The 25,969-nt window shown below is 62.1% G+C and carries 30 protein-coding genes; 11 read left to right on the top strand and 19 right to left on the bottom strand.

Features of this window, described 5'->3' with window-relative positions; all coding sequences use genetic code 11:
- The first annotated feature begins 62 nt into the window (after window positions 1-62).
- Genes accB through aat form a run of 3 tightly spaced genes read left to right on the top strand, consistent with a single transcriptional unit; the run spans window position 63 to window position 2,572 of the window.
- Window positions 63-569 (top strand): acetyl-CoA carboxylase biotin carboxyl carrier protein, encoded by a 507-nt coding sequence (gene accB / locus B5M07_RS07580; RefSeq protein WP_120350853.1) that lies wholly within the window; start codon window positions 63-65, stop codon window positions 567-569.
- A 9-nt stretch (window positions 570-578) separates the two neighbouring features.
- The gene (gene accC, locus B5M07_RS07575) at window positions 579-1,931 is read left to right on the top strand and encodes an acetyl-CoA carboxylase biotin carboxylase subunit (RefSeq protein WP_120350852.1); all 1,353 of its coding nucleotides are present in this window, start codon (window positions 579-581) and stop codon (window positions 1,929-1,931) included.
- A gap of 5 nt (window positions 1,932-1,936) precedes the next feature.
- Complete coding sequence (aat, locus tag B5M07_RS07570; RefSeq protein WP_120350851.1) at window positions 1,937-2,572, top strand: leucyl/phenylalanyl-tRNA--protein transferase; 636 nt, start codon at window positions 1,937-1,939, stop codon at window positions 2,570-2,572.
- Here the strand turns inward: aat and B5M07_RS07565 are convergent.
- Window positions 2,536-2,898 (bottom strand): DUF2155 domain-containing protein, encoded by a 363-nt coding sequence (locus B5M07_RS07565; RefSeq protein WP_067628342.1) that lies wholly within the window; start codon window positions 2,896-2,898, stop codon window positions 2,536-2,538. The two genes, aat and B5M07_RS07565, sit on opposite strands and share 37 nt — an antisense overlap.
- A gap of 55 nt (window positions 2,899-2,953) precedes the next feature.
- On the bottom strand, window positions 2,954-3,337 hold the full coding sequence (locus B5M07_RS07560) for an NADH:ubiquinone oxidoreductase subunit NDUFA12 (protein WP_067628344.1): 384 nt from the start codon (window positions 3,335-3,337) through the stop codon (window positions 2,954-2,956).
- Between the two features lie 124 nt (window positions 3,338-3,461).
- Here B5M07_RS07560 and B5M07_RS07555 point away from each other — a divergent pair, with 124 nt between their 5' ends.
- The gene (locus B5M07_RS07555) at window positions 3,462-5,237 is read left to right on the top strand and encodes an FkbM family methyltransferase (protein ID WP_120350850.1); all 1,776 of its coding nucleotides are present in this window, start codon (window positions 3,462-3,464) and stop codon (window positions 5,235-5,237) included.
- Here B5M07_RS07555 and B5M07_RS07550 read toward each other — a convergent pair.
- The 12 genes from B5M07_RS07550 to B5M07_RS07495 form a co-directional block, all read right to left on the bottom strand.
- Window positions 5,234-5,608, bottom strand: a complete 375-nt coding sequence (locus tag B5M07_RS07550) for a Rid family hydrolase (protein WP_120352187.1) — start codon at window positions 5,606-5,608, stop codon at window positions 5,234-5,236. The two genes, B5M07_RS07555 and B5M07_RS07550, sit on opposite strands and share 4 nt — an antisense overlap.
- Before the next feature lie 63 nt (window positions 5,609-5,671).
- A complete protein-coding gene (gene clpX / locus B5M07_RS07545) occupies window positions 5,672-6,940 on the bottom strand; it encodes an ATP-dependent Clp protease ATP-binding subunit ClpX (protein WP_067939575.1) in 1,269 nt (422 codons plus the stop codon).
- A 123-nt stretch (window positions 6,941-7,063) separates the two neighbouring features.
- On the bottom strand, window positions 7,064-7,720 hold the full coding sequence (locus tag B5M07_RS07540) for an ATP-dependent Clp protease proteolytic subunit (RefSeq protein ID WP_067939572.1): 657 nt from the start codon (window positions 7,718-7,720) through the stop codon (window positions 7,064-7,066).
- Between the two features lie 121 nt (window positions 7,721-7,841).
- The gene (locus B5M07_RS07535) at window positions 7,842-8,897 is read right to left on the bottom strand and encodes a c-type cytochrome (RefSeq protein WP_120350849.1); all 1,056 of its coding nucleotides are present in this window, start codon (window positions 8,895-8,897) and stop codon (window positions 7,842-7,844) included.
- A complete protein-coding gene (soxC, locus tag B5M07_RS07530) occupies window positions 8,881-10,140 on the bottom strand; it encodes a sulfite dehydrogenase (RefSeq protein WP_120350848.1) in 1,260 nt (419 codons plus the stop codon). Before soxC ends, B5M07_RS07535 begins: the two co-directional genes overlap by 17 nt.
- Window positions 10,141-10,213: 73 nt before the next feature.
- The gene (soxB, locus tag B5M07_RS07525; RefSeq protein WP_120350847.1) at window positions 10,214-11,914 is read right to left on the bottom strand and encodes a thiosulfohydrolase SoxB; all 1,701 of its coding nucleotides are present in this window, start codon (window positions 11,912-11,914) and stop codon (window positions 10,214-10,216) included.
- Between the two features lie 87 nt (window positions 11,915-12,001).
- Entirely contained in the window at window positions 12,002-12,850 is an 849-nt protein-coding gene (soxA, locus tag B5M07_RS07520) for a sulfur oxidation c-type cytochrome SoxA (protein WP_120350846.1), read from the bottom strand.
- A gap of 43 nt (window positions 12,851-12,893) precedes the next feature.
- On the bottom strand, window positions 12,894-13,223 hold the full coding sequence (gene soxZ, locus B5M07_RS07515; protein ID WP_120350845.1) for a thiosulfate oxidation carrier complex protein SoxZ: 330 nt from the start codon (window positions 13,221-13,223) through the stop codon (window positions 12,894-12,896).
- Between the two features lie 33 nt (window positions 13,224-13,256).
- Window positions 13,257-13,676, bottom strand: a complete 420-nt coding sequence (gene soxY, locus B5M07_RS07510; RefSeq protein WP_067628363.1) for a thiosulfate oxidation carrier protein SoxY — start codon at window positions 13,674-13,676, stop codon at window positions 13,257-13,259.
- Between the two features lie 115 nt (window positions 13,677-13,791).
- Complete coding sequence (gene soxX, locus B5M07_RS07505) at window positions 13,792-14,265, bottom strand: sulfur oxidation c-type cytochrome SoxX (RefSeq protein WP_441351407.1); 474 nt, start codon at window positions 14,263-14,265, stop codon at window positions 13,792-13,794.
- Window positions 14,266-14,401: 136 nt separating this feature from the next.
- A complete protein-coding gene (locus B5M07_RS07500) occupies window positions 14,402-14,986 on the bottom strand; it encodes a thioredoxin family protein (protein WP_120350844.1) in 585 nt (194 codons plus the stop codon).
- Window positions 14,987-15,011: 25 nt separating this feature from the next.
- Entirely contained in the window at window positions 15,012-15,749 is a 738-nt protein-coding gene (locus tag B5M07_RS07495; protein ID WP_120350843.1) for a cytochrome c biogenesis CcdA family protein, read from the bottom strand.
- Between the two features lie 97 nt (window positions 15,750-15,846).
- On the opposite strand from B5M07_RS07495, the gene B5M07_RS07490 reads away from it, so the two are divergent.
- The 4 genes from B5M07_RS07490 to B5M07_RS07475 all read left to right on the top strand — a co-directional run bounded on the left by B5M07_RS07490 (window position 15,847) and on the right by B5M07_RS07475 (window position 19,682).
- Window positions 15,847-16,209, top strand: coding sequence for a hypothetical protein (locus B5M07_RS07490; protein ID WP_120350842.1), 363 nt, complete (start codon window positions 15,847-15,849; stop codon window positions 16,207-16,209).
- Window positions 16,206-16,544, top strand: a complete 339-nt coding sequence (locus B5M07_RS07485; protein ID WP_067628371.1) for an ArsR/SmtB family transcription factor — start codon at window positions 16,206-16,208, stop codon at window positions 16,542-16,544. The genes B5M07_RS07490 and B5M07_RS07485 overlap by 4 nt, the downstream gene beginning before the upstream one ends.
- On the top strand, window positions 16,537-17,595 hold the full coding sequence (locus B5M07_RS07480) for a YeeE/YedE family protein (protein ID WP_120350841.1): 1,059 nt from the start codon (window positions 16,537-16,539) through the stop codon (window positions 17,593-17,595). The genes B5M07_RS07485 and B5M07_RS07480 overlap by 8 nt, the downstream gene beginning before the upstream one ends.
- A gap of 65 nt (window positions 17,596-17,660) precedes the next feature.
- Window positions 17,661-19,682: a PhoX family protein gene (locus tag B5M07_RS07475; protein WP_120350840.1), complete on the top strand. Its 2,022-nt coding sequence runs from the start codon at window positions 17,661-17,663 to the stop codon at window positions 19,680-19,682.
- A gap of 84 nt (window positions 19,683-19,766) precedes the next feature.
- Here B5M07_RS07475 and B5M07_RS07470 read toward each other — a convergent pair whose 3' ends face one another.
- Window positions 19,767-20,969 carry a metal ABC transporter solute-binding protein, Zn/Mn family gene (locus tag B5M07_RS07470; RefSeq protein ID WP_120350839.1) on the bottom strand — a complete coding sequence of 401 codons (1,203 nt, stop codon included), beginning with the start codon at window positions 20,967-20,969 and terminating at the stop codon, window positions 19,767-19,769.
- Between the two features lie 82 nt (window positions 20,970-21,051).
- Between B5M07_RS07470 and B5M07_RS07465 the strand changes: the two genes are divergently transcribed.
- The 3 genes from B5M07_RS07465 to B5M07_RS07455 are packed head-to-tail and all read left to right on the top strand — an operon-like array spanning window position 21,052 to window position 23,097.
- The gene (locus B5M07_RS07465) at window positions 21,052-21,531 is read left to right on the top strand and encodes a Fur family transcriptional regulator (protein ID WP_093925919.1); all 480 of its coding nucleotides are present in this window, start codon (window positions 21,052-21,054) and stop codon (window positions 21,529-21,531) included.
- Window positions 21,528-22,298: a metal ABC transporter ATP-binding protein gene (locus tag B5M07_RS07460; protein ID WP_120350838.1), complete on the top strand. Its 771-nt coding sequence runs from the start codon at window positions 21,528-21,530 to the stop codon at window positions 22,296-22,298. The genes B5M07_RS07465 and B5M07_RS07460 overlap by 4 nt, the downstream gene beginning before the upstream one ends.
- Window positions 22,291-23,097 (top strand): metal ABC transporter permease, encoded by an 807-nt coding sequence (locus B5M07_RS07455; protein WP_205570912.1) that lies wholly within the window; start codon window positions 22,291-22,293, stop codon window positions 23,095-23,097. Before B5M07_RS07460 ends, B5M07_RS07455 begins: the two co-directional genes overlap by 8 nt.
- Window positions 23,098-23,115: 18 nt before the next feature.
- On the opposite strand, the gene B5M07_RS07450 is transcribed toward B5M07_RS07455, so the two are convergent.
- From B5M07_RS07450 to B5M07_RS07435, 4 genes are read right to left on the bottom strand one after another with little or no spacing between them, the layout of a single operon-like run.
- Window positions 23,116-23,514, bottom strand: a complete 399-nt coding sequence (locus B5M07_RS07450; RefSeq protein ID WP_120350837.1) for a RidA family protein — start codon at window positions 23,512-23,514, stop codon at window positions 23,116-23,118.
- Window positions 23,515-23,537: 23 nt separating this feature from the next.
- Window positions 23,538-24,227, bottom strand: a complete 690-nt coding sequence (locus B5M07_RS07445; protein ID WP_120350836.1) for an ABC transporter ATP-binding protein — start codon at window positions 24,225-24,227, stop codon at window positions 23,538-23,540.
- Complete coding sequence (locus B5M07_RS07440; protein WP_120350835.1) at window positions 24,224-24,979, bottom strand: ABC transporter ATP-binding protein; 756 nt, start codon at window positions 24,977-24,979, stop codon at window positions 24,224-24,226. Before B5M07_RS07440 ends, B5M07_RS07445 begins: the two co-directional genes overlap by 4 nt.
- Window positions 24,980-24,983: 4 nt before the next feature.
- Complete coding sequence (locus tag B5M07_RS07435; protein WP_120350834.1) at window positions 24,984-25,967, bottom strand: branched-chain amino acid ABC transporter permease; 984 nt, start codon at window positions 25,965-25,967, stop codon at window positions 24,984-24,986.
- Between the last annotated feature and the right edge of the window lie 2 nt (window positions 25,968-25,969).

The raw sequence follows: 25,969 nt of genomic DNA, 5'->3' as shown, positions 1-25,969 counted from the left end.
TAAGCGAGCCAATCAATCGCGCAGCGACGGGCTGCCGGCCTGTCGAAATCTTCGAGGATCCAATGACAAAAAACACCCATGACAGTGACGTGGCCTTCATCAAGGCCCTCGCCGAGCTGCTGAACGAAAACGACCTGACAGAGCTTCAGGTGAAACGCGACTATGCCGAGGATGACAGCCTGAACGTGCGCGTCAGCCGCAAGCCGCCGCAGCAGGTCATGGCCGCCCCCCAGCAGCAGTATCAAGCCGCCCCCGCGCCTGCCGCTGCACCGGCCCCCGCCGCTGCTGCCTCCGCAGCCGCCGCACCTGCCGCTGACGCCGATCCGGCTGATCACCCGGGTGCTGTGACATCGCCCATGGTCGGCACCGTCTACCTGCAGGGTGAGCCGGGCGCGCCTGCGTTCATCTCCGTTGGCGCTTCGGTTTCCGAAGGCGACACGCTGCTCATCGTCGAGGCGATGAAAACCATGAACCACATCCCCGCGCCCCGCGCCGGCACCGTCAAGCGCATCCTCGTCGGCGACGGCGATGCCGTTGAATTCGGTGCCCCGCTGGTGATCCTGGAATAAGGGCCGGACATGTTCAGCAAAATCCTAGTCGCCAACCGGGGAGAGATCGCGCTGCGCGTCATCCGCGCGGCCCGCGAGATGGGCATCCAGACAGTCGCGGTGCATTCCACCGCCGACAGCGACGCGATGCATGTGCGCATGGCCGACGAATCCGTCTGCATCGGCCCGCCCTCCTCCACCCAATCCTACCTCTCGATCCCCGCGATCATCGCGGCCTGTGAAATCACCGGGGCCGAAGCGATTCACCCCGGCTACGGTTTCCTGTCGGAAAACGCAGGCTTTGTGCAGGTGATCGAAGACCACGGTCTGACCTTTATCGGCCCCACCGCCGAACACATCCGCGTCATGGGCGACAAGATCACCGCCAAGGACACGATGAAAAAGCTCGGCGTGCCTTGCGTGCCCGGCTCGGATGGTGGCGTCGCATCGCTCGAAGACGCCAAGCGCTTGGGCGAAGAAATCGGCTATCCGGTCATTATCAAGGCCACGGCAGGCGGCGGCGGCAAGGGCATGAAAGTCGCCCAAACCGCCAAAGACATGGAAAAAGCCTTCCAGACTGCGCGGGCCGAGGGGAAATCGAACTTCGGCAATGACGAAGTCTATATTGAAAAATACCTCACCACCCCCCGCCACATCGAGATTCAGGTCTTTGGGGATGGCAAGGGCAACGCGGTCCATCTGGGCGAGCGCGACTGCTCGCTTCAGCGCCGCCACCAGAAGGTTTTCGAAGAGGCCCCCGGCCCCTCGATCACCGAAGAGGAACGCGCGCGGATAGGTAAGGTCTGCGCCGACGCCGTGGCCAATATCAACTACATCGGCGCGGGCACGATCGAATTCCTCTATGAGAATGGCGAGTTCTATTTCATCGAAATGAACACCCGTCTTCAGGTGGAACATCCGGTGACCGAGGCGATCTTTGGCGTCGATCTGGTGCGCGAACAGATTCGCGTGGCCGAAGGGCTGCCGATGTCCTTTACCCAAGACGATCTGACCATCAATGGCCATGCCATCGAAGTCCGCATCAACGCCGAGAAACTGCCAAATTTCGCGCCCTGTCCGGGCAAGATCACGCAGTATCACGCCCCCGGCGGGCTTGGCGTGCGGATGGATTCGGCGCTTTATGACGGCTATTCGATCCCGCCCTATTACGACAGTCTCATCGGTAAGCTGATCGTGCATGGCCGCGACCGCCCCGAAGCACTGGCGCGTCTTGGTCGGGCCTTGGGTGAGCTGATCGTGGATGGTGTCGATACCACCGTGCCGCTGTTCCACGCGCTGCTGGCCGAAGAAGACATCCAGTCGGGTGGCTACAACATCCACTGGCTTGAGCATTGGCTGGAAACCAACCTCGGTAACGCCTGACACCGATGTCGGATCTGACACCAGAGATCCTGCTCCACGGCTATTCCATCGGGATATTCCCCATGGCCGAACACCGCGACGACCCAGAGATTTTCTGGGTCGATCCGCGGCGTCGGGGGGTGATGCCGCTCAATGGCTTCCACATCTCGCGCTCGCTCACCCGCGCCATGCGACGCAGCACTTTTCACCACACGATCAACCGCGATTTCGATGGGGTCGTCGCCGGCTGCGCAGACCGCGAAGACACATGGATCAACGCCGAGATCACCGCCCTCTACACCGCACTGCACCACGCAGGCCACGCCCATTCGCTTGAGGTTTGGGATGGCACAGCACTGGTGGGCGGGGTCTATGGCGTAACGCTGGGCCGCGCGTTTTTCGGCGAAAGCATGTTCTCCCGCCGGACCAACGCCTCAAAAATGGCGCTGGCGGCGCTGGTGGATCGGCTTCGCCATGCGAGTTTTACCCTCTTTGACACGCAGTTTCTGACCGATCACCTTGCCTCTCTCGGGGCGCAAGAGATCAGCCGCGCGGAATATCACGCGCAGCTCGATGTGGCCAAACGCGGCACTGCACGGTTCGACGCGGGGGGTTTAGTCAGTTTTCAGGACGTGCTGCAGCGCATGACCCAGATGTCATAGCGAAAATGCTCCAGCGCGTGCAGCGCCGGGGCCGAAGCGATCATCCAGCCAGAAAAAAGCGCGCCGCTGCTGCCCTCTTCGGTGATCTCAAGCGCGGCATAGGCATTGGCCGCCGGATCGCCCGCCGGATAGCGGCAATCGACCATGGAGATCTGCAAATTGCCCAAAGAAAGGCTGTCGCCCTTGGCAATCTCCAGATCGATCGTATCGCCGGAAATCTTGTCCAAAGCGCGCAAAACGCCACCCGTGGCACTGGCGATCTGTGCGCCCTCTTGGGCATGCAGCGGCGCGGCCAGCAAAAGCGCGGCCAAGAGAAGCTTTTTCATTCATCCACCCGGATTGCGTGAAACTTGGGGCCGCACCTCAGGCGCGGCCAACCGATCATTCAGGCTGCCAGGCCTCATAGTCCTTACGCTCGACAGGTTCGGCGCGGCGCAGCGACCCGGCGGGCGCATAGGCCATGGCGGTGCCGGTGCGATTCTCGACATGCGCCTTTTCCCACGGCTTGTGGATCAGCGGCTTGTCGGTTGGCGGCTCGTCCCATGTGCGGTGCAGCCAGCCATGCCAATCGGGGCTCACGCGGCTGGCCTCGGCCTCACCGTTGAAGATGACCCAGCGTTTGCTGTCATCGGCGTTGCGGTAATAGATATTGCCCTGCGCGTCTTCGCCCACCTTGCTGCCCTTGCGCCAAGTGAAAAGCTGGGTGTTCAGCGTCTGGCCGTTCCACCAAGTGACGCCGCGCAGAAGTGAATTGAGAATGCCCATCGAGGTCTCCGTTCCTGTTGTCCATTATATGCACCATGGAGGCTTTGGCGTCCAGCCTCACCGCAAAGGAGCTTGGCGCGCGGGCGACCTCTGGCTAGGGTTGGGAAAACGAAAGAGGGCAGCGATGACTGAGGCAAGAGGGGCCGCACCGGCAGCGGCGGAATGTCATGGCATCAATGTGCCCCAGTCGCCCTTTCTGAACGAGACGCGCATCCAGCGGATCAATGCAGGCCGCTACGAGCGCCAAGAGATCGAAGGCGCGCTGGCGGTCGTCCGCCCCGGTGACCGGGTGCTTGAGATGGGCGCGGGCCTGGGACTGGTGGGTGCGATCGTCGCCAAAAAGGCCGCGCCCGAAGCGGTGCTGTCGTTCGAAGCAAACCCAAACTTGATCCCCCACATCCGCGCGCTCTATGCGCTCAACGGACTTCAAGAAAAAATCACTCTTCGCAATCAGGTGGTGATCTCGGCCCCCGACCGGCCAGAAACCCTGCCGTTTCACCTGCGCAACTCTTTCCTCGGCTCCTCTCTCATCGATAGCGACATGCGTGAGACGACGGAGGTTCAGGTGCCCACCGCAAGCTTTGATGACATCCGCCGCAGCTTTAAACCCGACGTGCTGTTGATGGATATCGAAGGCGGCGAGTTAGAGTTTCTGCGCCATGCCGCGCTCGACGGGCTGCGCGCCGTGGTGATGGAATTCCACCCCGAGGCCTATGGCCGCGAGGGGATGCGCGAATGCAAACGCATCCTTGAGCGCGCCGGATTTCGCAAATCACCCGGGCATTGCACCCGGCAGGTTTGGGCCTGTACTTTTGATCCCGCCGAGCGCCCGCCCGTCCCAGAGGGGGGCTGGTCGACCGAGATCACGGCCTTGGATAATGCGCTGGTCATCCTGCCTGAGGACAGCGGGTTGGTGCAGCCCGCCGGGGTGTTGCACAGCGATGGACGGCCCTGCCCCCAAGCCGCACTTTGGCGCAACGGTCGCGCGCTGACCACGCCGCCAGAAGCACCGCAGGGCAAGGTGGCTGAGCGCAGGGGCACATGGCTTTGGGGTGGTGTCCTCTGGCTGCATTTCGGGCATTTCTTGGTTGAAAGCACCGCGCGTCTTTGGGCGCTGGATCACCTTGAAGAGGAGATCGACGGCATTCTCTTCATCCCCAAACGCCCCCGCAACGGCGGAGAGGTGGCAGGGTATCAGCGTGATTTCCTTGCCCTTCTGGGCTGCGATAAGCCGCTGGTGAGTTTAGACGCACCGACACGGGTCGAGCGGTTGATCGTACCGGGGCAAGGCTTTGGTCTGGGAAGTTTGATCACCGGCACAGAACCCTACCGCAACACCATCGCCAATCGGTTCGCGCAAGAGATCGCGCCCGAGGGGCCAGAAAAGCTCTATATCAGCCGCAGTAAATTGCCCGCAGGGCGCGGCAACCTGATCGGGGAAGAGGCGTTGGAAACCCGTCTCGCGGCACAGGGCTACACGATCTTTCACCCCGAGAAACACGGGCTGCGCGAACAGATCGCGGTCTATAAGGCGGCAAAGCAGATCATCGCCGCCGAAGGGTCGGCCTTGCATCTCTTGGGAATGGTCGCCCGGCCCATGCAGCAAGTGGCCATCGTCGTGCGCCGCCCGTCCTCTGCCACGCGCGGGTTGGAACAGCACCTCCAGAGTTTTGCGGGGATCACCACCGCCACGCTCTGCCACCTTACCCGCTCGTGGAAACCGCTCGGAAAAGCCAAGGCGCGGCTTTGGATGGGGGAGCTTGATATGCCCGCGTTGCAGGATAGCCTACGGGAGACGGGTTTTATCGACGACAGCGGGCCGCTTTGGGCAAACCTTGATCCCGCAGAGGTGCGCGCCCGGCTGGGGGATGACTTTGAACTGGTGCCCGAGAAAGACTAGCCTTCTACCCCCGTGCGCAGCATCGCGGTGACTTCGATCTCAATGCGGTATTTGGGGTCAATCAGCCCGCATTCGATCATCGTCGCCGCAGGCGGGGTCGCGCCAAATGCCGCGCGCAAAAGCGGCCAGCAAGGTTCAAACTCCGTAGCGTCGGGCAGCATGTAGGTGACGCGGACCACATGGGCGAAATCACTGCCCGCCTCTGCCAGTGCCCGCTCAATCGCCGCCAATGCGGCTGCGCATTGCGCTTTGACATCAGCCCCTTCACCGACGCAGCCCGAAACATAGACCATGCCGCCCGCCATCACGGCGCGGCTGTAGCCGATCTTTTCCTCATAGGCGCCGCCCGATGAAATCCGCTTCATGATCATCCCTTTCATGCAAAAGGGCGGACCCTTTGGCCCGCCCTCTATCTTTCTGCCTAGCGTCGCGTCTTAGCCCGCGCTGGCTGGCTCTTTGCTTTCGCTGTCGGCGTGGATCATCAGCGGCTTGGCCTCGGATGTGACGGCCTCTTCGTTGACGACCACCTCGGTCACCGTCTCCAACCCCGGCAGTTCGAACATCGTGTCGAGCAGGATGTCTTCGAGGATGGAGCGCAGGCCCCGCGCGCCAGTTTTCCGTTCAATCGCGCGTTTGGCAATCGCCTGCAGCGCGTCATCGGTGAAGGTCAGCTGCGTGTCTTCCAGTTCGAACAGACGCTGGTATTGCTTGACCAAAGCGTTCTTCGGCTCGGTCAGAATGGTGACCAGCGCGTCTTCGTCCAGATCTTCGAGGGTCGCCAGAACCGGCAGACGACCGACGAATTCCGGGATCAGACCGAACTTCAACAGGTCTTCCGGCTCAAGATCGGTGAAAATCTCACCGATGCCGCGCGCGTCATTGTCACGCACGTCAGCGCCAAAGCCCATGGCTGAACCCTTGCCCCGCGCCGCGATGATTTTGTCGAGGCCCGCAAAGGCACCACCGCAGATAAAGAGGATGTTGGTCGTGTCCACCTGCAGGAATTCCTGCTGTGGATGCTTGCGCCCGCCTTGCGGGGGCACAGAGGCCACGGTGCCTTCCATCAGTTTCAGCAGCGCCTGCTGCACGCCCTCGCCCGAGACATCACGGGTGATGCTGGGGTTTTCGGACTTCCGCGTGATCTTGTCGACCTCGTCGATATAGACGATGCCGCGTTGCGCACGTTCCACGTTGTATTCAGACGATTGCAGCAGCTTGAGGATGATGTTCTCCACATCCTCGCCCACATAACCGGCTTCGGTCAGCGTGGTCGCATCGGCCATGGTGAAAGGCACATCCAGAATGCGCGCCAGCGTTTGGGCCAGCAACGTCTTGCCGCAGCCGGTGGGGCCGATCAGCAGGATGTTGGATTTCGCCAATTCGATATCACCGCCCTTCTGGGCGTGGTTCAACCGTTTGTAGTGGTTGTGGACCGCCACCGAGAGCACGCGTTTGGCCATCGCCTGACCGATCACGTAATCATCCAGCACGCCGCAGATGTCGCGGGGTGTCGGCACGCCGTCGGTCGCCTTGAGGCCCGAGGCTTTGGTCTCTTCTCGGATGATGTCCATGCACAGCTCGACGCATTCGTCACAGATGAACACGGTCGGCCCCGCAATCAGCTTGCGCACCTCGTGCTGGCTCTTGCCGCAGAAGCTACAGTAGAGCGTATTTTTGCTGTCGTTGCCGGAATTATTCGCCATCTCAAACCTTTCAGGTCTGTCGTGTATGTTCGCCCCGAACGTGAGGCTGCGAGATTTGGCCTCAAGCTTAGGCCAGTGACCCCGGCGCTACAATCGCAAAATATGCAGCGCCGGGCCCCTCTATTACTTGTCTTTCTTGTCTTTGCCGCTGGCGGCGGCATCATCGGCCTTGCCACGGCTTTCGACGATCTCATCCAAGTGGCCCCATTCTTTGGCTTCTTCGGGGGTCATCCACAGGTCACGGTCGAGCGCTTTTTGAACGGTTTCCAGCGGCTGGCCGGAATGTTTGACGTAAAGCTGGTACATCCGCTCGCGGGTCCGCTCGATATGGCGGGCCGAGATCAGGATGTCTTCGGCCATGCCCTGCGAGCCGCCCGACGGCTGGTGGATCATCACTTCGGCGTTGGGCAGCGCGAAACGCATGCCTTTTTCGCCGCCAATCGCAATGACCGACCCCATGGAGGCCGCCATGCCGCAGATCAGGGTCGAGACCTTGGGTTTGATGTATTGCATCGTGTCATAGATCGACAGGCCCGCCGTCACCTCGCCGCCGGGCGAGTTGATGTACATGCTGATTTCCTTGGTCGGGTTCTCCGCCTCAAGGTGCAGAAGCTGGGCGACGACCAGATGGCTCATCCCGCTGTGGATCGGGCCGTTGACGAAAATGATCCGCTCTTTCAGCAAACGCGAGAAGATGTCGTAGGACCGCTCGCCCCGGCTGGTCTGCTCAACCACCATCGGGACAAGCGTATTCATATAGGTGTTGATCGGATCGTTCATGCGTGCCTGCCTCAGTTCCTGTTCGCGGGACCATACCCGCAAAACTGTTACCCAGAGATTAGTCCCCCCGGTATGGGGGTTCAAGGGGGGCAGGCACGTCAGTTTTCTCTAATCGCCGCAATCACTCCGACGCATCACGCAGGTAGGCGATCAGCGCGGCGATGTCTTCTTCTTTGCGCACACCGGGGAAAGACATTTTCGTGCCTTTCATATAGCCTTTGGGGCTTGCCAAAAACGCGCTCAGCTCACTTTCGGTCCAGACCAGCCCGGCCTCGGCGGCGGCGGCCATCGGCTTGGAATACCGGAACCCATCGACCGCGCCCGCCGGGCCATCCACGATGCCGTTCAGCACCGGGCCGACCCGGTTCTTGGCCTTGGCGCCGATCTGGTGGCAGGATTTGCATTTGCGGAACACCTTTTCGCCGGCTTTGATAAGCGCCGGGTCGGCGGCAGGAGCCTCGGCGACCTCAACCGCCGGTGCCTCGGCGGGCGGCGCTTCGGGGGTGGGTTCGGCGGCTTGTGCCTCTTCGGCCTTGGCGGCGGCTTTGGCGGCGGTTTCTTCGGGCGTCACATCCAACACGGCGGCGCGCATGGTGATTTCGACCGATGGTTTGCAGTCGCTCATGCAGGGGTCTTCTTTAAAGGCCGCAAACTCCACCTCTGCCCGGTCATCGGGCTTGAACGCCTCCTCATTCGGCAGACGCGCTTCGGCAAAGTTGTCCGAAGAGAGCACGAAATCCTCGTCCACCTCATCGTTGAGATAGAGCAGATAGGCCGTGATGGCATAGACCTCATCATCGGTCAGCGACTGCGCGTTGCCAAAGGGCATCGCCCGATTCACATAGTCGTAAACCGTTGAGAGATATGGCCAATAGCTGCCGATCGTCTTGACCGGGCGCGCATTGGTCAAGCTGCCCTGCCCGCCTGCCAGCACCGGCCAGCGGCCTGTGCCTTCGCCGAAGACCCCGTGACAGGCCGAGCATTTCTCGGTGTAGATACCGTCGCCCGTCATCACGTCGCCGCTGCCCACAGGCAGGCCCAGACCGTCGGGGCGCACATCGATGTCCCATAGAGCGATTTCCTCGGGCGTGGCGGCGCGACCTAGGCCCAGAGGCTCGGCGGCTAGGGGGCTGGCCATGGCGCTGGCCAGCAGCGCAAGTTTAAGAAATCTCGACATTTTCGGCCTTTCCGTCTGCGTCAACAGCCCAAGTCTGGATGCCATTGTTGTGGTAGATCGAATTCTCGCCCCGGATTTCGCGCAGGGCATTTTTGGTGGGCTGGACATAACCGGTGCTGTCATGCGCACGGCTTTGCAAAAGCAGCGGTTTTCCGTCCCATTCGAAATCATAGTAGAAACGGTGCAGCGCCTTGGGCGTGCTTGGCCCGTCCATCCGCGCCTGATGCCATGTAATACCGCCATCAAGGGTCACATCAACGCGCGGAATGGTGCCGCGACCCGACCACGCCAGACCTGTCAGTACGGTCGGCCCCGGCCCGTGGGTGATCGGAGCCTGCGGGCTCGGGCTGGTGATGACGGATTTCGCATCCATCTCCCAAGTGAAGCGCCGCGCCACGCCATCGGCCATGAGGTCGGTGTATTTGCTGGTTTCTTCACGGTGGTGCCAAGGTTGATCGCCCACTTCGAGGCGGCGCAGCCATTTCACCCACATGTTGCCCTCCCAACCCGGCACAACCAGACGCACCGGGTAGCCCTGTTCGGGGCGCAGCGCTTCACCGTTCATCTTGAAGGCGACGAGACAATCGTCGAGCGCCTTTTCCATCGGGATTGAGCGCGTCATGGCAGCGGCATCGGCCCCTTCGGCAAGCAGCCACTTGCCCTCGGGCTTGATTCCCGCCTCTTCCAGCACCAGCCGCAGCGGCACGCCGGTGTACATGACGTTATGGATCATGCCGTGGGTAAACTGGCAGCCATTAAGCTGTGAACCGCGCCACTCCATCCCGGAATTCGCTGCACATTCAAGGAAGTAGACGTGGTTCTGCCGGGGAAACCGCTTGAGGTCTTCCATGGTCAGCACCAAGGGCTTGTCGACCAACCCGTGGATCATCAACCGATGCTGGGCCGGATCAACGCGGGCAACGCCCGAGTGGTGACGTTCAAAACACAGACCATTGGGGGTGATCGTCCCGTCGAGGTCATGCAGCGGCGTGAAATTGATCGAGCTTACCGGATCGGCAGTGAGCCACTCCACTGTGCGGCGTTTCACATCCGCCTCATGCGGTGATGGCATCCCGTAAGGCGCGGCATCAACGCCGTCGCCCAATTCCTGCATCCACGGATGAATGGCAATTGCCGGGTCCGTCTGGGCGCTGGCGCGGCCCGCCAGCGTCCCTGCGGCCACCGCCCCTGCCCCTGTCAGAAAGGCACGGCGCGATGGCCCAGTTTGGTTTTCGTCGGTCATGTCGTGGCCCTCACATATTCAAATTCATTTTATTGAATTTGTTGGTGCGTGAGAACCCCTATTCTGCTTTTTCTCAGTCTGGCAGAACGATTTCCACTGGCGTGCGTGCGCCATCGGAAACCGTTCCCAATTTAGCGATATGGCTTTCGACCACATCCCAAATCGGCGGCCCTTCGGTGCCCTCGTTGACAGAGGCCCATCCGGCGACGACATAGTTCCGCTGCGGGTCAATCGGCTCACCGGAACTGAGCAAGGTCATGTCGCTGATCCGCTCACCCTGCGGCTTGGCGATGTCCATTTTAAAGCCCATGCCGCCGACGCGCACCATGTCGCCGCCCTGCTGGTAATAGGGGTCGGGGTTGAACAGGTTGTCGCCCACGTCTTCCAGCACGACCTTCAGAAATTCCCCTGTCATTTCCGTGCGATAGGCATTGGGATAGGTCATCGAGGTAACGTTAAAGATATCTTCGCGCGTGATGTCTTGGCCCGGCAGGATCGACGGCCCCCACCGCACACCGGGGCTCAGCGCGATCTCGGCATCGCGTTCGCTCAGCAGGGCGTCGCAGATGAGGTCATCCCACGTGCCGTTGAAGTTACCCCGGCGGTAGAGCAGCGCGTCGGACTGCCCGACCACATGGGTCAACTCATCCAGATAAGGCGCACGCTGCGCGTCGATCAACTTGGCCACCTCTTGATCGGGTGTGATGAGGTCCGAGAAAATTGGGATCAGCTTGTGCCGGATGCCCATCATCTTGCCATCGCGCACGTCCAGATCCACGCGGGAAACGAATTTCCCGTTCGAGCCAGAGGCGATGATATGCGTCTGCCCCACCAACACCGGTTCGGGCAGCGCGTCATGGGTGTGACCCGACAGGATCACGTCGATCCCCTTGACGATCCCGGCCATCTTCTTGTCGACATCAAAGCCATTGTGGCTGAGGCAGACGACCAGTTCGGCGCCTTGCGCGCGGACCTCGTCGACCATCTCCTGCATATGCTCATCGCGGATGCCAAAGGAATATTCGGGGAACATCCAGCCAGGGTTGGCGATGGGCATGTAGGGGAAAGCCTGCCCGATCACGGCGATCTTCACGCCGCCGCGCTCGAAAAACTCGTAGGGTTTGAACAGTTCCGCAGGCTCGTCCCATTCGCGGTCAAAGATGTTCTGGCCAAGGGCGGCAAAGGGCAGCCCCTCGACCATCTCCTGCACCCGTTCCGACCCCAACGTAAACTCCCAATGGAAGGTCATCGCGTCGGGCTTCAGCGCGTTCATCACGTTGACCATGTCCTGCCCTTGGGTCTTGAGACAGGTCATCGAGCCGTGCCACGTATCCCCGCCGTCCAAAAGCAGCGCATCAGGCCGGTCGGCGCGGATCGCGTTGAGCACGGTCGCTACGCGGTCAAGCCCGCCCACCTTGCCGTAGGCCTGCGCTTGGGCGACGAAATCATCATAGGTCAGCGCGTAATCCAGCGGCGTGCCGCCGCCGATGCCATAGCGAATGCGGAAATCCTCGCCGGTGATATGGGGCACCTTGCCGCGGTTGTCGCCGACGCCGATGTTGACCGATGGCTCACGGAAATAGATCGGCTTCAGCTGCGCGTGGATGTCGGTCACATGCATCAGGGTGACATTGCCGAACTTCTCGAATTCCAGAAGCGCGTCCTGATCGAAACGGTCCTGCGCCGCCAGCCGCGCCCAGTTGCCGAAGCCCGAGCCGCCGTAGATGGAGGCCGCAGCCATAGACATTTGCAAAAAATCGCGGCGAGACAGCATGTTACGCTCCATCACTTGAAAACAGGGAAAGGTCCCGCCCCCTCGTGAGGGGCGGGATCAGGTCAGGCAAAACGCCCGAATATGATATCAGTTACGCACCGAAGGCGCTTCGACCGACAGGCCGTTGCCGCGGCTGGCGACGTAAAGCTCAAGCGCCACGAACTCGGGGCTGCCGGGGCTAAAAGTCTCGGCTCGGGTGTCACGCACGCAACCCTTGAAACGCGCGTGGCTGCTGTTGAGCTTGGTGTTTTTCAGGCGGTACACCGGAAAGCCGTTGATCTGACCTTGGCTCAGATGGTCGGCGCGGATCATGTTGCCGTAGTTGTCTTCGTGACAATTGGCGCAGCTCAGCTCAAGTTGACCGTAGCGGGTGTAGTACATCTCTTTGCCCTGTTCCCAAGTGCTTTGGGCCGGGCCGTCGATCGCCACATTGACCGGCATGCCGCGTGACTGGACCGAGATCAGCGCCTCCATCGCGGTCATGTCGTTGCCAGTGTATTTATAAGGCTCTGCGCCCATCTGGTTCTCGCGGCAGTCGTTGATCTGCATCGCAAGCGTGCGCACTTCGCCCGCCTCTTCGTTCCACTTTGGATAGACCGCGCGGACGCCTTCCATCGATTCCACGTCATTGTGACACGACGCGCAGGACTTGCCCTCGCTGCCCTCTGCCGTGTCCCAAGCCGCTTGCGCTTGGTCGACAAAGATCATGCCGGGGTTGTCGAAGTCGTCCATCTGCGTTTGCTGGGTCTCTGCCGAACGAAAGCGCCAGCCAGACATGATTTCCGGCACTGCCCCCTCAAGATGTGCGGGCGCATCGGTTTTGGTCACCATCTCGATCTCGCCGTTGACGACAAGCTCGGCCTCCTCATCGGCCATCCCCAGCATGGGGGCGGCCACCAAAAGCGCCGCGACAGCGGTCATTGCCTTGAATTTCATGTCTTTCCTCCCTGTTCCACGCATGGTGCTGGCTGATGCGGGATCAGCCGACCGTGATGGATTTGACTTCTTCGTAGACCGAACCGTCGTCATCGTACCACGTGAATTTGAAGTCGCCGGCCTCTGGCACGGTGGCGTCAAATTCGAAATAGGGGTTGGTCGACATCGCCGGTTCCATCTTCACGTCGATCACGCTCTCGCCATTGAATTCGGCGGTGAAGCGGTTGATGATCGAACGCGGGATGACGTTGCCGTCGCCGTCTTTGCGCTGGCCCGATTCCATCGGGTGGCTGATAAGGGTCTTGATCGTGATGACCTCACCTGTCTCGGCTTTTTTCGGCACTTTGACGCGAGGGGTTACACCTTCTGCCATTTTGAAAACTCCTGAAAATTGGGGCGCGCGGGCTTAGCCGCCGCAGCCGCCGATTGTGACTTTGATCTCTGCGCTGGTGCGGGCGAATGTGCCGTCTTCCAGCTTGGCGATGGCAACAACGTCTTGGGTCGTGGCCAAACGAATGCGGGTGGAGGCGCTGCGGCTCCCTGCCAAGGGGCCGAAGTTGAAGGTGCCGACGGGCGGTGTCGGGTTGCCAGTGGCCAGCACCATGATCGCGGAAGCACCCGGCGCTTCGACCGAGATTGGCACGGTGTTGCCGTTCTCAGCAATTTCGGGGGCGGTCAGGGTCACGCCGGTGTCGGCCATATCGGCCCCGCCTGTGAATTCCGCGATCAGCTCGTCGACCGTGGCGGCAGAGGCCCCCACGGGCAGCATGGTCAGCGCCACGGCACCAAGGCCGAGGCCGAAAGTTTCACGTCTTGAGAAGTTCATCTCTCATCTCCTTATGCGTCAGCGGCGCTCTGCGCCGTTATTCCATTGCCGCGGTGCGCTGACCGCGATGATCTGTCGAGCCTTCCGCCGCCCCTTGGCTGCGACGGGCCCCGCGTTACTCTTTCAACGTGACCAAGAACGCCACGATATCTTCGATCTGCTGGGCGTCCAACAGGGGCGGCAGCGGCTCAGACGCGGCCTTGCCGGTGAAACCATCGCCGGGGCGGATGTACCCGCTCGTCTTGTAGTAAGACGGCATCATCGAGCCTTCGAAGGTCATTTTGCTGTTGGCAACGATGCCGCGCAGCTCTGCCTCGGTCCAGCGGTCGCCCGCCCCGTCAAGCATCGGGCCGATCTCACCTTGGAAAGGCACATCGCTGAGCGCGCCGATCTGGTGGCAGGCCACGCAGTTGCCCGCCTTTTTGTTGCCGACGATGGCGGCACCGCTGGCGGCGTCTCCGGCCGTGCCGGTCAAGGATTGTTCAACCGAACCATAGTCATCATAGGTCACGTCGGCAGGTGCCACGGTTTCAGCGGCGGCCAGAACGGGCGCGCCCGACACAATTGCGGCGGCGATCCATCTCATCATCGAAAACTTCCTCCCAGTGCCGATCACGGTGATGTGTGATCCGGTTTACCTGACCCTAAGACAGGGATGCGGCGCGGCGCAACAACAAATTCAAACTTTTGAATAGCTTTACCCGCGCAGCGCCGCTTTTCATCGGTCAATCCGTGCTGCCATTGTTGCGCTCTTGGATCATCCGCGCGTGGTAGCGTTGGAAATCCTCAGCCCCCTCAAGGGCGTAGCGTTCCTCATTGACCCACGTCAGCATATCCAGCGTCGTGCCCTTGCCAAATGCGCCCGGCATCACTGCCACCGCGGCTTGCGGCGCTGTCGCGCCTTCGGCCACCTCAGGCGGGAGGAACATCATCGTCGGGGTAAAGAGAATCCCCCATTTCCGCGCCATCTGCTTTTCCGAGAGGGTCTCGCCATCGAAATCGGTCACTTCGATATCGCCATGCAAGTTTAGCTGCACAACGAAGTAGTTTTCTTCGATGTAATCGGCGATCTCAGCGGCGGGAAAGACTTCCTCATGCATTTTTGTGCAGTAGATACAGCCGCGCTGCTCGAACATCAGCATCAAGCGCTTGTCCTCGGCCCCGGCCTCCTCCAGATCCTCGCGCAGGTCTTTGAAGGTGTCGCGCATCCATGCCGTCTTGTGCAGCCCGTCGTCGCCCAGTTCCGCCGCGGCCAATGGCCAAGCCAGCACCGCTGCCGCCACTGCGGCCCCTATCCTTGAGATAATCATCTTGGCGTCCTCCTCCTTGTTGCGGTTACCCTAACGTCGTGAAGCTGGGGAACCAACGGATCATCGCATCCGCGATCAATTGCACCCCGCCCGTCACGATCAGCACGGCAAAGAGGATCAGCATGACCCCCATCGCCTTTTCCACCTTTTGCACCAGCGCCATATGCCGCGCGGCCCAGTTGAGAAACGGCTTTGCAAACAGCGCCGCGACCACGAAGGGCGCGGTCATCCCCGCGCCATAGGCCGCCAACAGCAGCCCACCCCGCGTGATGTCACCCATGCCCGAGGCAATCATCAAGATCGCCGCCAGCGCCGGGCCCACACAGGGCGTCCAGCCAAAGCCAAAGGCCAACCCCATCACATAGGCGCCCCAGATCGACGTGGGCTTGCCGCCCCCCTCTAACCGCGCTTCGCGGTAGAGCAGCGGCACCTTGATGACGCCCAGAAAATGCAGGCCAAAGACCAACAAGATCGCCGCCGCCACCCAGCTCAGCGGCTCAAGGTATTGCGTAAACACCTGCCCCAAGGCTGTGGCCCCCATGCCCAAGAGCACAAAGATCGTCGAGACCCCAAGCGCAAAGAGCACCGAAGACAGCACCAACCGCCGCTGCGCCCCCGGCGCAATCGCGCCATCGCCACGCAATTCGGTCACGCTGAGCCCCGCCATATAGCTGAGGTAGAACGGCACCATAGGCAGAATGCAGGGCGTAAAGAAGCTGAGCAGCCCCGCCAGCAGCGCGCCTGCATAGGTGATGTCGAACATGTTACCCCCTGCCTGCGCCGACACATGCCGCCGCGCTTGAACAATTCACATATTCAAATTACGTTGAGTGTTGTCCAAACGTCAATCAGGCAAGCCAATGATCCGCACACTGACCGCCCTGAGCCTCGCGGCCTTTACCGCCCTGCCCGTTTGGGCGGTGGAACTGGTCATGGTCGAACAGCCCGGCTGCATCTATTGCGAACGCTGGGACAAAGAGATCGCCCCCGCCTATCCCAAAACCGCCGAAGGGGAGTTTGCCCCGCTGCGCCGCGTCGATATCTCTGTCGTCGAAGACAGCGTCACCCCCCAGCGCGCGGTGGTATTTACGCCGACCTTCCTGCTGGTTGAAGATGACACCGAACTGGGCCGGCTCGAAGGCTACCCCGGCGCGGAATTTTTCTGGCCCATGCTGAACATGCTATTGCGCGACAAGACCGATTTCGAGGAACCAACCGAATGACAGCCCTGCCCGTGATGACACCCGACATGTCTGAAGAAGACATGGACCGGATGCTGACCAATGCCGTGACCGCATCGAATTTCCTCAAGGCGATCAGCCATGAGGGACGGTTGATGATCCTGTGTCATCTCGTTTCGGGAGAGAAATCAGTGAGCGAGCTAGAGGCGCTGCTTTCGACCCGGCAGGCGGCAGTATCACAGCAACTCTCGCGGCTCAGGCTCGAAGGTTTGGTGACACCGCGGCGCGACGGTAAAACGATATACTACCGACTTGCCGATGATCGGCCCCGCAAAATGCTGGAACTGGTCTACGAATTATTCTGCAAGGATGATTGAGCTTCTGGGCCAGCCGCTGACCGCCGCCCTCTTGGGTGGATTGGGCGGCGTATTGCTGGGCCTTGCCGCACGATTGGGGCGGTTCTGCACTTTGGGCGCGATCGAAGATCTGCTTTACGGCGGCTCCAGCCACCGGATGCGCATGTGGGGTTTGGCCATCGGCGTGGCGATGCTGGGCAGTTTCACCCTAGGCGGTCTTGGCCTGATCAACATCGACCGCGCCTTTCACCTGACCATCGCTTTTTCTTGGGCGCCCGCGATCTTTGGCGGGCTGATCTTCGGCTACGGCATGGCACTGGCGGGCACCTGCGGCTTTGGCGCATTGGCGCGGCTTGGTGGCGGTGATCTGCGCGCCTTCGTCATTGTCTTGGTCATGGGGCTGGCGGCCTTTGCCGTGCTCTCTGGCCCCCTTGCCCCGGCGCGTGCGTTTCTCTTCCCCCGGCAGTTAAACGCAGGCCCGCCCGATGGTATCGCCCATGCGCTCTCCGCGCTCACGGGCGGATCGGTACCGCTGATCGGCGTGGCTGTGGGGATGGTGATCTGCGCCCTTATGCTGAGCGCCCGCGCCTTTCGCCGTGATTTCCGTATGGTCTTTTGGAGCGTGATCGCCGGTCTCGCCATCGTCTCGGGCTGGGCGGGCACGGCGTGGCTGGCGCAAACCGGCTTTGGCGCACAGACGCTCATGTCTCACAGCTATGCCGCCCCCGTGGGAGAGACACTGCTCTACGCCATGCAAGGCTCTGTCCGCCCTCTGAGCTTTGGCATTGGCTCCGTCTCGGGCGTTTGGATCGGCGCTTTCCTCGGCTCTCTCTGGCAAGGGCATTTCCGCTGGGAGGCCTGCGAAGACCCGCGCGAACTGCGGCGCCAGATATTCGGCGCGGGGCTTATGGGCGCTGGCGCAGTGATCGCCATGGGCTGCACCATCGGGCAAGGCATCTCGGCCATATCGGTCTTGGCCTTCAGCGGACCTGTCACCTTGGCGTCGATCTTTGCCGGGGCCGCGATCGGCCTGCGCCAACTGATTGTCGGATTTCGCAACAACCCGGTCTAGCGCGTCATAAAACCGTGACAGTCATGGTGCAGATGGGGGCCAGCCAAGTCACCAGAGGAAGCATGATGACCCGCCGCGAAATTCTCAACGACCCCGCCATCGGCAACAAGGCCGAAGCCTTTGAGGCCTTTGACGACATCCCCACGAACGCGAACCTTTCGCGCACCATCGGTGATGTAATCAACGCCCGCTATGGCCGCCGCGACATCCTGCGCGGCATGCTTGGGGTTTCCGCCACCACAGCACTTTTCGGCACCGCTGCCGCCATCGCCCCGTCCAAGGCCAATGCCGCCACCAGCCGCTATGTCTTTGATGAACTGGCGTGGGGCAATGATGAAACCCACCACGTCGCCCCCGGCTATGACGCGCAGATCCTGCTGCGATGGGGCGATCCGATCACCGCAGACGCGCCCGAGTTCGACGTGATGAACCAGACCGCCGCCGCGCAGCTCAAACAGTTCGGCTACAACAACGACTACGTGGGCTTTGTGCCCCTAAACGAAGACGGCAGCCGTGGCCTCCTGTGCGTGAACCATGAATACACCAACGAAGAGGTCATGTTCCCCGGCCTTGGCCGTCAGGACAAAGTCGACTTCAAAGGCATGACGCCTGAGTTGATCGACATTGAAATGGCAGCGCACGGTGGATCGGTCGTGGAAATTGCCCGCGATGATGCGGGCAAGTGGCAGGTGGTGCGCGACGGCAAGATGAACCGCCGTATCACCCCCCTCGACACAGCCATGACGCTCAGCGGCCCTGCGGCTGGTCACGCGCGGATGAAGACCAATGACGATCCCAGCGGCACCAACGTCATCGGCACTCTCAACAACTGCGCGGGCGGACTGACCCCTTGGGGCACATGGCTGATGGCCGAAGAGAACTTCCACGGCTATTTCTGGACCGACAAGCTGGATGCCGATGGCAATCCCGACATCACCGGTGCTGTGGAAGAGAAATCTTGGGACCGCTACGGCGTACCGGGCATGTGGTACGCTTGGGGCCAAAAGCACGACCGCTTCAACGTGGATGCCGAACCCAACATGCCCAACAAATTCGGCTGGGTTGTCGAGGTCGACCCAATGGACCCGACCTCAACCCCCGTCAAACGCACCGCTCTGGGCCGTTTCCGCCACGAAGGTGCCGAGACCACGGTCAGCAAGGATGGCAAGCTGGTGGTCTATATGGGAGACGACAACCGCTTTGACTACCAGTACAAATACGTTTCCGAAGGCACCGTTTCCGATGATCCGGCGGCCAATGGCTCTCTGCTGGACGATGGCACGCTCTATGTCGCGCGGTTTGAAGAGGACGGCTCGATCAACTGGCTGCCGCTGGTGCATGGCTCCGGGCCGCTGACCGCCGAGAACGGCTTTAGCGACCAAGGCGACGTGATGATCGACACCCGTCTCGCCGCCGACCTTCTGGGTGCCACCCCGATGGACCGTCCCGAAGACGCGCAGCCGCGCGGCGATGGCACGGCCTATATCCTGCTGACCAACAACACCAAGCGCAAAGAAGGCGACACCAACGCCGCCAATCCGCGCGCCGACAGCAGTTTTGGCCATATCATCGAGATCAAAGAGGCCGACGCCGACCACGCCGCCACAAGCGGCACATGGTCGATCCTTGTGCAATGCGGTGATCCAAAGATTGCCGAGGTCGGCGCGCAGTGGAACCCTGAGACTTCGGAAAACGGCTGGTTCGGCAGCCCCGACAACGCCGCGATGGACGCCGACGGGCGGCTCTGGATCAGCACCGATCAGGGCAGCAGCTGGGGCAAGACCGGTAAATCCGACGGGCTTTACGCGCTAGAGACCGAAGGCGAGGCGCGCGGCACCTCAAAGCTCTTCTTCCGCTGCCCCGTGGGCGGTGAGATGTGCGGTCCCTACTTTACGGAGGATGGCGAGGCGCTTTTCGTCGCGGTGCAACACCCCGGTACGGACGGGACCAAGGACATCCCCGGCTTTGAGCGGGAAAGCACGTTCGAAGACCCAGCCACCCGCTGGCCCGACTTCGACCCCAAGACGCCTCCGCGCCCGGCGGTGGTTGTCATCACCAAAGAAGGCGGCGGTAAAATCGCCGTCTGATCAGAATTCTATAAAAGTTATTTCAGCATGTAAGATGTGGTGCAGCTTCCCCGGCTGCACCACTTTTTCGTTTCGGCGCTAGGCTCAATCCGACAGGCAAGCGGCCATGCTCTCTGCCATGCCGCGCAGCAGATCGGCATAGAGCGCTGCGCCCGGTTCCAGATCAGCCCCCAGCGGGTCGAGCGTGCCGGTCCCGGTGCCCTGCCCTTCGGTCACCGCGGCGATCAGGCCGGGGTTGAACTGCGGCTCGGCAAAGACGCATTTCGCGCCGCTTTCGGCCACCAAGTCGCGCAGTTCAGAAACCCGCGCCGCGCCGGGCGCGCGGGCGTCATTCTCGCTGATGGCGCCGCGTGCTTCGATGTCAAAACGCGCTTCGAAATAGTGGTAGGCATCATGGAAAACGATGAAGGGGCGGCTTTTAACCGGGGCGAGGGTCTTGGCGATGTCCTCTTCCAAGGCGGCAAGCTCGGCCTGCGCTGCGGCGGCGTTCTCACGGTACTGTGCGGCGTTGTCGGGGTCTAGCTCGGCCAACGCCTCGGCGATCTGGCCCAGCCAAAGCTGACCGTTCTGCGGATCAAGCCAGACATGCGGGTCGACGCCGCTATGCGCATGAGCCTCATCATGCCCGTGATCGTCATGGTCTTCGTCAGGCGCTGGCGCGTCATGTCCTGCGTCGTCCTGCCCTGCGTGACCGTGCGCGTCGTGGTCATGCTGCTCATGGTCATGCCCTTCGTGATCATGCTCCTCATGCGCCTCGTCACCATGCGCGTCGTGGTCATGCTGCTCATGGTCATGCCCTTCGTGATCATGCTCCTCATGCGCCTCGTCACCATGCGCGTCGTGACCATGCGCTTCGTGATCATCCCCCTTTTCGGCATGCTCCTCCGCCCCGTGGTCTTCATCTCCCTCATCGCCGTGATCATGGGCTTCGAATGTCGCCCCCTCACGGAACGCCAAGACGCGGGTGCCCGGCTGCTCCAGCAAGGCCAGATGGCTCGCGCTGCTGGCCAGAGATTCCAGCGGATCGGCCAGCCAAGGGGTCAGCAACGGGCCGACCCAGACGACCAAGTCCGCCCCGCTCAGCGCCCGCGCCTCGGAAGGGCGCATCGCATAGCCATGTGGCGAACTGCGCGGCGGCACGATGAGGTCGGGCGTGCCAACCCCTTCCATCACCTGAGACACCAGCGCGTGAACCGGGGCGATATCCGTGGCGACTGCGGGCACATCCGCCCAAAGCGGCGATGCGGCAGAGGCAAGAATGGCAGCGGGGAGCGTGAAACGATACATGGCAGACCTTCAAATGTTATAGTATCACCTTGCTAACACCGCTGTTATAACATATCAATACCCAAACGAATTGAGGTCCCCCATGAGCGCCATCGAATTCCGCGATCACGATCATGCCGCCTGTATGCGCAGCACCATGCAGGCCGCCGAAGCACAATGCGCCGCGCGCGGGCTGCGGCTGACGCCGGTGCGCCGCCGCGCGCTTGAAATTTTGCTGTCAGAGCACCGCGCTTTGGGCGCCTATGACCTCTTGGCCCACCTCTCGGCCGAAGGCTTGGGCGCGCAGCCCCCCGTGGCCTATCGCGCGCTGGATTTTCTTGTCAAAGCCGGGCTAGCCCATAAGATCGAAGCGCTCAACGCCTATGTGGGCTGCGTGCATCCGGGCGAAGACCACGCGCCCGCCTTTCTGATCTGCCGCGGTTGCCGGTCGGTGGCAGAGGCCGAAACCTCACCCACCAAAAGCCGCCTTGGCGATGCCGCCCGGGCCGCAGGCTTCCGCATCGAGCGCAGCGTGGTCGAGGCCGAGGGTCTTTGCCCCGCCTGTCAGGAGACCGGCGCATGAGCCTGATTGAGACCCGTGGCCTGACCCTGCGCCACGACGGGCAAACCGCCCTGCGCGATGTGAACTTCAACATCGAACCGGGGGAGATCGTCACTATCGTCGGCCCCAACGGATCGGGCAAATCCAGCCTGCTGCGGGCGCTGATCGGGGCACTGAAACCGGCGGCGGGCAAAGTGTCGCGCAAATCGGGGCTGCGCATCGGCTATGTGCCGCAGAAGTTGCAGATCGATGCCACCCTGCCGCTGACCGTGCGCCGTTTCGTCAACCTGCCGCGCCGCCAAAAGCCCGAGGCGATCCGCGATGCCCTTGCCACCGCTGGCGTACCGGAATTGGCCGAGCGGCAGATGGTCGATCTTTCCGGCGGGCAGTTCCAGCGCGTCTTGCTGGCCCGTGCGCTGCTGGAAAAACCTGACCTGCTGATCCTCGATGAGGCGACCCAAGGGCTGGATCAACCCGGCTCTGCCGCCTTTTACCGCCAAATCGAAGCGGTGCGCCAAGATTTGGGCTGTGCCGTGCTGATGGTCAGCCATGATCTACACGTCGTCATGGCCGCCAGTGACCGGGTGCTCTGTCTCAATGGCCATGTCTGCTGCGAAGGCACGCCCGAAACCGTGGCCGACGCGCCTGAATACCGCGCGCTCTTTGGCAGCGGCACCCAAGGGGCGCTGGCGCTTTACCGCCATGATCACGACCATCACCACCACCATCACACCCACCACCACGGCGACGCATGTGATGGGCACCACAAAGAGACCGAGAATGCTTGACGATTTTATTCTGCGCGCAGCGCTTGCCGGGCTTGGCGTGGCGCTGGCCGCCGCGCCCTTGGGCTGTTTCGTGATCTGGCGGCGCATGGCCTATTTCGGCGATGCCACCAGCCACGCGGCCTTGCTGGGCGTGGCCTTGGCGCTGGCGACCGATCTGCCGATCACCGCAGGCGTGCTTTTGGTGGCGCTGGTGATGGCGCTGGTGATCAGCACGCTCTCGGGTCGCAATGTCAGCGCCGATGCGCTTTTGGGCGTCATGGCCCATTCCGCGCTGGCGCTTGGGTTGGTGGCCGTGTCCCTGCTGCCGGGGCAGCGGGTTGATCTGTCGTCCTACCTTTTTGGGGAAATCCTCGCCGTCACCCGCTTTGACCTTGCCGTCATTTGGGGCGGTGCGCTGGCCGTGGCACTGCTGTTGGCGTGGCGTTGGTCGGCGCTGCTGGCCGCCACGCTGAACCCCGATCTTGCCCAAGCCTCTGGCGGGAACCCGAAACGCGAGCAATTGATCCTGACACTGGCACTGGCGATCATGGTGGCCGTGGCCATCAAGGTCGTGGGCGCCCTGCTCATCGCCGCCATGCTGATCATCCCCGCCGCCACCGCGCGCCCCTTTGCCCGCACGCCTGAGACTATGGCGATTTGGGCGATGGGACTGGGCGCTCTGGCGGCGTTGGGCGGGCTGATGGCATCACTGGAATTCGACACGCCGACAGGGCCCAGCATCGTCAGCATCGCGGCAGGTCTCTTTGCGCTGTCCTCGGCCTTTTCGGCGGCGCTTCCGGCGCTGCGCCGCCGGGGCTGACCCCGGCGGCGGGATCGCTTAGCGGTTGATCACCGCATCGGCTTCGATCTCAAGCTTGGCGTCATCCTCGACCAATCCGGCGACGACCACCATCGCCATGGCCGGGAAATGCTTGCCCATGACCTCACGATAGGCACGGCCCACGTCCTTTTGCGCGGCAAGATATTCTTTCTTATCCGTCACATACCACGTCAGACGGGTGATGTCTTCGGGCGTGCCGCCAGCGGCTTCGACCACCTCGCGGATGTTTTGCAACGCCTGTTTCATCTGGCCGATAAAGTCATGGCATTCGAACTTCTGCTCGGCGGTCCAGCCGATCTGACCGCCGACGAACAGGTGACCATCCGCGCTCAGCACGCCGTTTGCATAGCCCTTCGCGGGGGCCCAGCCCTTGGGCTGAATGATTTGATGCGACATGTCGTGTTCCTTTTTGTTAACAGTCACACGCCGAGAAATTGATCGGCGATTTGGGAATCGAGCGCGGGCATCGGGCCAGACCAGACCGAGCGGCCACGTTCGAGAATGACGGCGTGATCGGCCACGCGGCGCAGCTCGGCGAGGGATTTGTCCACCACCAAAAGCGCCAGCCCGCTGTCGCGTTTAAGCTGCGCCACAGCGGCCCAGATTTCTTGGCGCACCACGGGGGCCAAGCCCTCGGTCGCTTCATCCAGCAGCAGCAATTTCGGGTTGGTCATCAACGCACGGCTAATCGCCAGCATCTGCTGCTCCCCGCCCGAAAGCGAGCCTGCCGCCTGATCGCGCCGCTCCCCCAGCCGTGGGAAAAGCGCCGTGACCCGCGCCTCGTCCCATGCACCGGGGCGAGCGGCGGCGATGAGGTTTTCGTGCACCGTCAGCGGCGCGAAACAGCGCCGACCCTCGGGCACCAGACCCACCCCGGCCTGCGCGGCCCGGAAACTGGGCAGGCCCGCGATGTCGCGCCCGTCAAAGCGCAGCCCACCGCCATCGTGTTTCAGCATCCGGCAGATCACCTTGATGGTCGAGGATTTGCCCATCCCGTTGCGCCCCATCAGCGCGCAGACCTCGCCCGCCTCCAGCGACAGATCGACGCCAAAAAGCGCCTGCGTCGGCCCGTAGGAGGCGGTGATGTCGTTCAACTCCAGCAAGCTCATGCTGCGTCCTCCTCGCCCAGATAGGCCACCCGGACCTGCGGATCGGCCTTGATCTCGGCCGCCGTGCCGCTGGCGATGATCTGGCCATAGACCAGCACCGAAATGCGGTCCGCCAGTGCGAAAACCGCGTCCATGTCATGTTCCACCAGCAGGATCGGCGCCTCGCGGCGCAGCCCGTCGAGAAAGCCTGTCATCTCCTTAGAGCCGCTGGCCCCGAGCCCCGCCATCGGTTCATCCATCAGAAACACCTTGGGCCGTAGGGTCAGCGCCACGGCGACCTCAAGCTGGCGACGTTGCCCATGCGACAGGTCCGCGGTGCGCTTGGCCGCGTGATCCGCGAGCCCTACCAACTCCAAGGCGCGCATCGCCTCTTCCCGCAACTTCTGCTGCCGCATCACCGGCGCGAAAAAGCGCATCACCCGGCCCGATTGGCCAAGCGCGCCTAGCACCGCGTTTTGCAGCACCGTGTATTCCATCGCCAGCGACGAAATCTGGAACGTTCGCCCCAGCCCCGCCCGCGCCCGCTGCACGGTGGTCATCGGTGTCACGTCCTGCCCGGCAAAATGGACCGACCCGCTGTCCGAGCGCAGCCCGCCCGCAATCTGCTTGATCAGCGTCGACTTGCCCGCCCCGTTGGGGCCGATAAGCGCGTGGATTTCGCCCGTCCGCAGGGTGAGGGAGACATCATCAGTCGCCTTCAACGCGCCAAAGCTCTTGTGCAGGTTGCGCACGTCCAACAGCACATCCGTCATCCCTTCAGTCATGGGCCACCTCCCGTCCGGCAACGAGGCCGATCATGCCGCCGCGCGCAAAGAGCACCACCAGCAACAGCAACAGCCCCAGATAGATGTGCCAGAACTCCGACAGCCCGCCCAAGACATGCTCAAGCAAGATGAACAGCGCCGCCCCGGCCACCGGGCCAAAGAGCCGCCCAACCCCGCCAAGGATCACGAAGATCATGATCTCACCAGAGGTCTGCCACGAGAACATCGTCGGGCTGACGAAACGGTTGAGATCGGCAAAAAGCGCGCCCGCCAGCCCCGTCACCGCTCCCGAGATGACAAAGGCCACCAGCCGCAGCCAGAAGGGCGCGAGGCCCACGGCTTCGACCCGCTCGGCGTTCTGCCGCGCCGCCGACAGCGCAAGGCCGAAAGGAGCCCGCGCCAGACGCCCTGCAAACAGCAGCACCAGCGCCAGCACCGCAAAGGCGATGGCAAAGAAAATCAGCGGATCAAGCGTGTTCAGCCCCGGAAAGCCGTTGCGCACATAGATCGACAGCCCGTCCTCGCCGCCATAGGCGGGCCATGAGATCGAAAAGTAGAACAGCATTTGCCCGAAGGCGAGCGTGACCATGATGAAATAGACGCCCGAGGTGCGCAAAGACAGCGCCCCGATCAGCAGCGCAGCAAGGCCAGAGACCGCAATCGCCACCAGCCAGATCACCGGCATCGACTTGGTGCCTTCGATCAGAAATGGGCTCTCCATGATCGGTGTGTAGCTCTGCGCATGGGCGGCGAGAATGCCCATGGCATAGCCGCCGATCCCAAAGAATGCTGCATGACCAAAGCTCACCAGCCCGCCGAGGCCGAGCGCGATGTTCAGCCCCACGCCCGCAAGGGCGAGGATCGCCGCCTTGGTGGCCAGCGTGATGATGAATGGCTCGTCCAACGCGAAAGCCGCCAGCGCCGTCACCGGCAGCAGCAGGAAGAGAAAGAGGTTTACGAGTTTTTCGCGCATCATGG

This window comes from Sulfitobacter sp. D7 (assembly GCF_003611275.1).
Taxonomy (GTDB): Bacteria; Pseudomonadota; Alphaproteobacteria; order Rhodobacterales; family Rhodobacteraceae; genus Sulfitobacter; species Sulfitobacter profundi.
Note: the sequence above shows the minus strand (reverse complement) of the source record. Positions and strands in the feature narration are given on the sequence as shown.